Here is an 8,206-nt window from a genome sequence, read left to right on the forward strand (position 1 = left end):
GATGGAGTCTTAAGTGGAGTGAGTGCCAATTTCGGAATTGCTCAAAAAGAAATCGAAAAAGGTAAACAAAAGAAGACTAAATAATCCAATGTCAGATAAGCTTTCAGATAGCGTCCTCCGCGAATTGATCAAATTAAACGCGCAGAATAGAGTCATTAAACGGGAGGGCTTGCAAGTTGAGTTTAAACGAGTCTTCGATTGGAACAACAATGAATCTCGTGCAAAGTATGTCAAGAGTATAGCATCCTTTGCAAATCGTGGAGGTGGCTACATGATATTTGGTGTTAAAAATTCGCCCAAGGAAATTGAAGGTATTGACGAGTCGTTCTCGGCGATTGACGATGCCAACATATCAGCATATCTCAATAACTATCTGGCGCCGTCGGTTGATTATGAACGCTCAGAAATAGAAGTCGATAACGGAGTTAAGGTAGGGTTTCTTTATGTGTTTGAAGCTGTCAGAAAACCGGTGGTGTGTATTAAGGATTATGGAATAATTTTAAGTGAATCAACGATTTATTACCGCTACAATAGTCGAAGTGAGCGGATTAAGTCTTCTGATTTAATCAACTTGTTGGATGAAGTGAAACAGCGCGAATCAGAAAAATGGTCTGAATTGTTTTCGAAGATTGCTAAGTTCGGAGTAGATAGTTCTGCGATTTATTCAACTGACCTTGGTCAAATTTCGACATTAAACGGGAATAAATTTATTCTAGATGAGCGTTTGTTGCGCCGCTTACAAGTAATTGATCAATATTCATCGAACGAGGTTGATGGCGCGCCTGCTGTTAAAATAGTCGGTGAAATTGATGAAGCCGGAACAGTAATTACTCGATCAAGATATCTCTATGACGTTGATTTTATGTGCGATTATTTGAACGGAGTGAATGTGAGCGAACCAGAAGAATATCTAAAAGCCTTGTGTTATCAACAAGCTGCTATTTTGCCGGTATATTATTATTTGGATAAAGCTAATCTATCCGTTGATGAGGGTATAGATCTGCTAAACGGAGTAAATAAAAACTCTTGGGTAAAAAACAAGATTATTAATCGACTGCGAGATGATTCAAGATTGCGACAAGGAAGACAGTTTAAAACGATTTCCGCTCAAACTGCAGCGGGAAATGTAAGGAGAAGATATCATGAACGATTAACTAATTCTCTAAATATAGATGACCTAAACTCTGAGGGAAAGGCGAAAAGACTTTTGGAGGCTGTCATAAATTTAGATGTAGATACTTATGATAAGAATTTTGTTCATACAATTTTGGTTGGTCTTATTGATCAGTTTTATTCAGTGAGACAGTTGAATGCGCTCATGCGCGAAGCAGTTTCTTATTTGGATTTAATCGAAAACAGACCGCAATGATGGCTATGCAATAAACAAAAAACCCCAGTTCAAAAACCGAGGATTTTTTGCGACCCCAACAAGTCAAGCGGTCTTGCCGCGGCCGTCTTAAAACAATGAAAAATGTTCACCGAAAATACAGAACAGGGTTTAAACTTCAAAATCAATAGATGATGAAATCCGCTAATGGTTAACCACAATGTCTGAATCAGCGCCACCCGATAGAAACCAGTACCGCGAACTACTGCAAACCCTCAAGCAGAAAGTCACCGCGTCGCAGCACCGCGCGGCCATGTCGGTCAACAGCCATTTGATTTATCTCTACTGGCAAATAGGCGGGCATATTCTCTATGAACAAGAGCGGCAGGGGTGGGGGAGTAAAATCATCGAGCAACTCGCGGCAGACTTATCAGCCGAGCTTCCTGAAATGAAAGGCTTATCGTCCCGCAATATGATTTACATGCGTCAATTTGCCAATGAATGGCAGCCCCGCTTAATTACGCAGCAGGCGGCTGCGCAATTGGGCGAAGGTGGTAAAGTGGAATTTACGCAACAGCCTGTTGCGCAATTGTACGATACAGAAAATGAGGGTGTTGATATAGGGCAGCAGCCTGCTGCACAATTTGAAATGGCCTTTGACTTGTTCAAGCAACATCCCGTCGCCAAAATTCCCTGGTCGCACCACACAGTGTTGATGGATAAACTCGAAACAGCAGACGAGCGGCTGTTTTATTGCCGAAAGATCATCGAAGGCGGTTGGTCGCGAAAAGTGCTGCTCAACCAATTGGAACGCAACCTGCACAAAGCACAAGGCGCCCTGACACACAATTTTCCGGCAACCTTGCCACAAGCCCAATCTGAATTGGCAAGGGATACTTTTAAAGACCCTTATTTCTTCGACTTTTTGCAACTCGGCGAAGCAGCGAAAGAGAAAGACGTTGAAGACAAGCTGACCGCACAAATCACACAGTTTTTATTGGAGCTGGGGGCTGGATTCGCATACATGGGTCGGCAATACAAAATGGAAGTTGGAGGGCAGGAATATTTTCTCGATTTGCTGTTCTATCACACCAAATTGCGCTGTTACGTGGTGATCGAATTGAAAATCGGTGAGTTTAAGCCAGAGTACGCCGGCAAAGTGCAGTTCTATTTATCAGCGCTCGATGATCTTGTAAAGTCACCCGATGACCAACCGAGCATCGGCTTGATATTGTGTAAAGAAGCCAATCGCATTGTAGCGGAATACACCCTGCGCGACACCTCTAAACCCATGGGGGTAGCAGAATACAATTTGGTTGATGCATTGCCGGATCAACTAAAAGATCAGCTACCAACCAAGCGCCAGCTCGAAAAGTCCTTGAGCAAGAAAAATAAAGACCAATCATGAAAGCACCCTCCTTCGCCGAAGACCATATCTCCCAGGTTCCCGCGCTGCAACTGCTGATGAAACTGGGCTACCAGTACCTTCCGCCAGCCAAATTGCACGCCGCACGTGGAGAGAAAACCTCGGCCGTACTGCTCGAAGAAATTCTCGAACAGCAACTTCACCGCATCAACCACATTGACTTTCGCGGTGAGCAGTTCAAGTTCAGTTCGGCCAATATTTACCAGGCGGTGCAGGCGCTCAAAGATTTTCCGCTCAAAGACGGCATCGGGGTCACCAACGAAAAGGTGTACAGTTTGCTTACGCTCGGCAAGAGCTTTGAAGAAACATTGGGCGGCGATAAGAAGAGTTACTCACTGCGTTACATCGACTGGGAGAATCCCGAAAACAACGTGTATCACATTACCGCAGAAATGGACGTGGCCCGCACGGGAAGCCACCAATGCCGACGGCCGGATATTGTGCTTTTTGTCAACGGCATTCCCTTTGTCGTTATCGAGTGCAAGCGCCCGGACCTGGCGTCGGGTAAAAACATCCCTCCGCACGAACAAGCCATTTCGCAGCACCTGCGCAACCAGCACGAAGAGGAAATTCCGGGACTGTTTATTTACGCACAGATGTTACTCGCTTTATCTGCCAACGATGCGTGGTATGGCACCGTAGGCACGCCCACCGAGTTTTGGGCCAAGTGGAAAGAACCCGCCAACAATTGGAAAGCGCTCGAAAAACTCAAAAACGCACCGCTTTCTGAAAGTCAGAACGATGCGCTGTACACCGAACCATTTCAGTTGATGCGGCCCTATTTCGCTTCACAGACTGGTCTGGAAATGCAACTCACCGAGCAAGATCGATTGTTGTATGCATTGTGTCGTCCCGAGCGATTGTTGGAACTGGTGTTTCGGTTTATGGTGTTCGACAACGGCACGCGCAAAGTGGCCCGCTATCAGCAGTATTTCGCGGTACAAAAAGCCATGAAGCGCATCGCTCATTTCGACGAGGGTCGTCGCAGAGGCGGGGTGATCTGGCACACACAGGGCAGCGGTAAATCGCTCACCATGGTGATGCTGGCCAAGGCCATTGCACTGGACAAGAACATCCGCAATCCGCGCATTGTCCTTGTCACCGACCGCGTGGATCTCGACGACCAGATTTACAACACATTCGACGCTTGCGACATGGAGCCGATACAGGCCAAAACGGGGCGTCACCTCAGCGAACTCATCAACCAGGACAAGTCGGCCATCATCACCACCTTGCTGCAAAAGTTTAAGGCCGCCGTGAAAAAAGGAAAGGCCGAAAATGATTCGTCAGAAATATTTGTGCTGGTCGATGAAAGTCACCGAAGCCACTACGGCGAAGCCAATCTCAATTTGCAGCGGGTATTTCCCAATGCGTGTTACATCGGTTTCACCGGAACGCCACTGACAAAAAAAGAGAAAAATACAGCCGCCAAATTCGGGGGCATCATTGATCCTTACACCATCGACCAGGCGGTAGAAGACAAAGCCGTAGTTCCGTTGTTGTACGAAGGTCGGCACGTGGTGCAGGAGATCAACAAGTCGGCTATTGATAATTATTTTGACATGATATCCGAGCCGCTGAACGAATACCAGCGGGCCGACCTGAAAAAGAAATTCAGCCGCGCCGACCAGCTCAACGAGGCCGATCAGAAAATCTGGCGCACGGCATGGGATATTTCGCAGCACTATAAATCCACGTGGCAAAAAACCCCGTTCAAAGGCCAGCTCACGGCTCCGTCAAAAGCTGCCGCATTGAAGTACAAGGCCTATCTCGACGATATCAAACTCATTACATCAGAAGTTATTATTTCTGGTCCCGATACCCGCGAAGGATACGACGATGCGTACAACGACCCCAACGACGAGGTGGTGAAGTTTTGGAATACTATGATGAAAAAGCACGGCAACGAGCGCAGTTACAACCGCAACATCATCAATGCGTTTAAGCACGACGATCACCCCGAAATTATTATTGTAGTGGACAAGCTGCTCACCGGTTTCGACGCTCCGAGAAACATTGTGCTGTATGTGTGCCGGTCGCTCAAAGAGCACACCTTGTTGCAAGCCATTGCGCGTGTTAACAGGCTGTACGAAGGAAAAGATTACGGCTATATCATTGACTACTATGGTATTTTAGGGGAGCTGGATGAAGCACTGAATACCTATAGTTCATTGGATGAATTTGACGAGGACGACCTGAAAGGCACGTTGACCAATGTGAAAGAAGAAGTGGAGAAGCTTCCGCAGAAACACGCGCACCTTTGGGATTTGTTTAAGTCTGTAAAGAACAAAAACGATATAGAAGCTTTGGAGTTGTTTCTGGCGCCACAGGATTTGCGCGATGGTTTTTATGAGCGATTGTCTGATTTTGCGCGAACGCTGAAAATGGCCCTTTCCACTTTGGGATTTCTGGAGCAAGCCGGCGAGCAGAAAGTGGAGCAGTACAAAGAGGATGCAAAATTCTTTCTGAAATTGCGGGTGTCAGTAAAGCGCCGATACTCCGACAGCATCGACTATCGCCAATACGAAAAGCAAATCCAAAAACTCATTGATACGCACATTACTTCGGATGAAGTCATTCAGATTACGGAGTCGGTCAATATCTTTAACCGCGAGGATTTTCAGAAGGAAGTTGAAAAGGTGGAAGGCAAAGCGGCCCGGGCAGATATGATTGCCACGCGCACGGCCAAAACCATTTCTGAGAATATGGACGAAGACCCGGTGTTTTTCCGGAAGTTTTCGAGGTTGCTGCAGGACACGATTGATGCATTTCATGATAAACGCATGAGCGAAGCGAGCTACCTGAAAGAAGCGATGGATATTATGAACAAGGTGCAAAACCGGAGCGATGGCACCGAACCCGAAGTGTTGCAAGGCAAACTGGTGGCCACAGCATTTTACCGGATTGTGCAAAGTGAGATCGCGGAATTGGATTCCGAACGCAGCGCCGAAATCGGATTGCGCGTGGACGACATCATCAGAGCCAACAAGATTGTGGACTGGGAGCGGAAAGAAGATGTTAAGAATCGCATGAAGCAAACGATAGAAGATTACCTCTATGATTTGCGCAACGAGGGAGTAGAATTGACCTTTGACCAGATTGATGAGATTATCGAATCGGTGATGGGCGTGGCTTTAAAGCATTACGTGTAATGGAAGAAAAAGTAGTTCAATACGGCACCACAACAATTCCATTTTCGCTAAGCCGAACCGACCGGAGAACCCTGGCCATCACAGTGGAACCTGATGCAACTGTCCACGTCACAGCACCCATACAAGCCGAATGGCTGAAGATAGAAGCCAAAGTTTTGAAGCGTGGACGCTGGATAAAAAAGCAGCAGCAGTTTTTCGAATCGTTTTTACCCGCCACGCCCGTGCGGGAATATGTTTCAGGAGAAACGCACTTGTATCTTGGACGGCAATACCGACTCAGGTTAGAAGCGGGAGATGATCATCCTTCGGTGAAGCTAAAGGGCGGTCGTTTGATTGTGAAGTTGTCTGATCCGGAGAATAAAGATCGTGTGAAGCAATTGCTGGGAGCGTGGTACAAGCAACACGCCGAAAAGCGATTTGAAAAAGCCCTTGATGAGGCGATGCCGTTGTTTCGCAAATTCGAACTGAAACTACCGGATATTGTGGTGAAACGAATGCAAAAACGTTGGGGGAGCTGTCAGCTCGATGGACGCATTGTGCTCAATCCGGAAATCATCAAAGCCCCGGCGCGGTGCATCGACTACGTGGTCATCCACGAGTTGTGTCACCTCGTGCACCACAACCACGGCAAAGAATTCTACAAACTTCAGGACAAAATTATGCCCGATTGGAGGAGGTGGAAGGAGAGGCTGGAGAAGGTGATGAGTTAAAAAGAAAACAATACCCAGAAATATGTCTGATTTCATTGAAGTGATTGAAAAGTACATCTCACAGGTTAAGGGTGTGGAACACCATAGATATACTTCGTGGGAGAATTGTTACGAAGCCTTTGGCGGAGAACAGGATGTGGATTTGGCTTTGCATTTGGGTTTTTACTTAGCGAGTTGGGGTATGTATCGCGGATCCGGAGGGTTGCTGCAAAAGAGTCACAAGATACATGACGGTGCCGTGGAATTGATTAAAGGAGCGATACCCAGTTTGCGATGTTCACCAGACAGCGAGATAGATGAGGGAGCAATTGAAAAAATCATTCAGTTGAAAGAGCGGCTGGAGAAGCATTACAAAGGCTTCAAGTTTGTTCGGTTGGATAAAAATGGTAAAAAGTCAGAGCCCGTAATAAATCCTACCGAAACCTTAATGTCAAAGATAATGCTCGGTTCATTGGGCTGTGTGCCGGCATTTGATCGGTACTTCATTGCTGGAATGAAGGTGAATGGGTTGGAGAATCGAAGATTCAATGAAAAAGGGCTTCAAGAGCTTTTCGGATTTCTTGCAAGTGACCAGTGTGAGCTGCAGAAGGCCCGCATAATTATCAAGGACAAGAGTGACACCTACTACTCTGACATGAAAATTCTCGACATGTACTTTTGGCAGAAGGGTTTTGAAAAAGAGATAAAGGGGAATGGTGCAAAGTAATTTTTAATTACTGGGAGTAAAGTAATTCTGTAAGCATTTCAACTTCGGCTGCTTCATTATTCTTAATAGATTTATAGGATCTGTCTCCAGCATATAGGTGCCGCAAACAAGGGTGTGAGAGAATCACGACAGTAGTTTGGAAACTATTGATTGCATCGAAACGAATACCTTTCATTACGGCAAAACCGGCTTGATCAATTTCAGAATACTTTTCAAAACATATTAGTTTCGAAGCAACCTGACCCGAGGCCATTCCGACGAATTTGGCTGGCCATATCCCAAGGCATATGATTCCTTTTGGACGTATAACATCGATCGTTTCCTCGAATATTTTACGACACACTGCCACAAAGTTTGGAGAACTAAATCCCGGTGATTTACCAGTACTTTTTGTTGTGTTCCTCACACCCATCAAGGCGTTTGTGAAAAAGCATTCATCCAATTTCAATTTGTCGTCTTCATCTGTTTTGACTCTGCCAAAAAGCTTATTGATCTCCCTCCAAGTAGGAGTGTATTCTTCACTTCCTTTGTTAATCGTTTCTTCAAATCCCTCCTTCTTGTCTTGATCCTGACCGAGAATGATGAAGTCTTTTTGACTGATATCTGTTTCCATATCAGATGTACCTGAACAACCAGGGAAAAAGCCAGGTCCATCCACGAATTCAGGAATTTCTACCATCTTAGACGGGTATTTGCCTTTTAAAAGTTCAAGCCTTTGACGTAATTCCTTCACTGTCATGAGGTGCAAATTAAAAAACTTCGACTAAAACGCAGTTTATCCTTTACCTCCAAAACAACCACACCCCAAAACACTCCACCCCCGCTCACATATTCCGAAACAACCTTTCCGCCACACCCATAAACTCCAGAATCTTTTCGCGGTCC

At 45.8% G+C, this 8,206-nt stretch carries 6 protein-coding genes; 5 read left to right on the plus strand and 1 reads right to left on the minus strand.

All coding sequences use genetic code 11. The annotated features are described in order from the left end of the window. Positions 1-88 precede the first annotated feature (88 nt). The 5 genes from EA392_11920 to EA392_11940 all read left to right on the plus strand — a co-directional run bounded on the left by EA392_11920 (position 89) and on the right by EA392_11940 (position 7,321). Entirely contained in the window at positions 89-1,369 is a 1,281-nt protein-coding gene (locus EA392_11920; GenBank protein TVR37720.1) for an ATP-binding protein, read from the plus strand. A gap of 178 nt (positions 1,370-1,547) precedes the next feature. Continuing rightward, the gene (locus EA392_11925; protein ID TVR37721.1) at positions 1,548-2,735 is read left to right on the plus strand and encodes a DUF1016 domain-containing protein; all 1,188 of its coding nucleotides are present in this window, start codon (positions 1,548-1,550) and stop codon (positions 2,733-2,735) included. Beyond that, complete coding sequence (locus tag EA392_11930) at positions 2,732-5,905, plus strand: type I restriction endonuclease subunit R (GenBank protein ID TVR37722.1); 3,174 nt, start codon at positions 2,732-2,734, stop codon at positions 5,903-5,905. Before EA392_11925 ends, EA392_11930 begins: the two co-directional genes overlap by 4 nt. After that, entirely contained in the window at positions 5,905-6,615 is a 711-nt protein-coding gene (locus tag EA392_11935; protein TVR37723.1) for a M48 family peptidase, read from the plus strand. The genes EA392_11930 and EA392_11935 overlap by 1 nt, the downstream gene beginning before the upstream one ends. A gap of 181 nt (positions 6,616-6,796) precedes the next feature. Beyond that, positions 6,797-7,321, plus strand: a complete 525-nt coding sequence (locus EA392_11940; protein ID TVR37724.1) for a hypothetical protein — start codon at positions 6,797-6,799, stop codon at positions 7,319-7,321. Between the two features lie 7 nt (positions 7,322-7,328). On the opposite strand, the gene EA392_11945 is transcribed toward EA392_11940, so the two are convergent. After that, positions 7,329-8,060, minus strand: a complete 732-nt coding sequence (locus tag EA392_11945) for a hypothetical protein (protein ID TVR37725.1) — start codon at positions 8,058-8,060, stop codon at positions 7,329-7,331. Positions 8,061-8,206: the final 146 nt, after the last annotated feature.

This window comes from Cryomorphaceae bacterium (assembly GCA_007695365.1).
Taxonomy (GTDB): domain Bacteria; phylum Bacteroidota; class Bacteroidia; order Flavobacteriales_D; family SKUL01; genus SKUL01.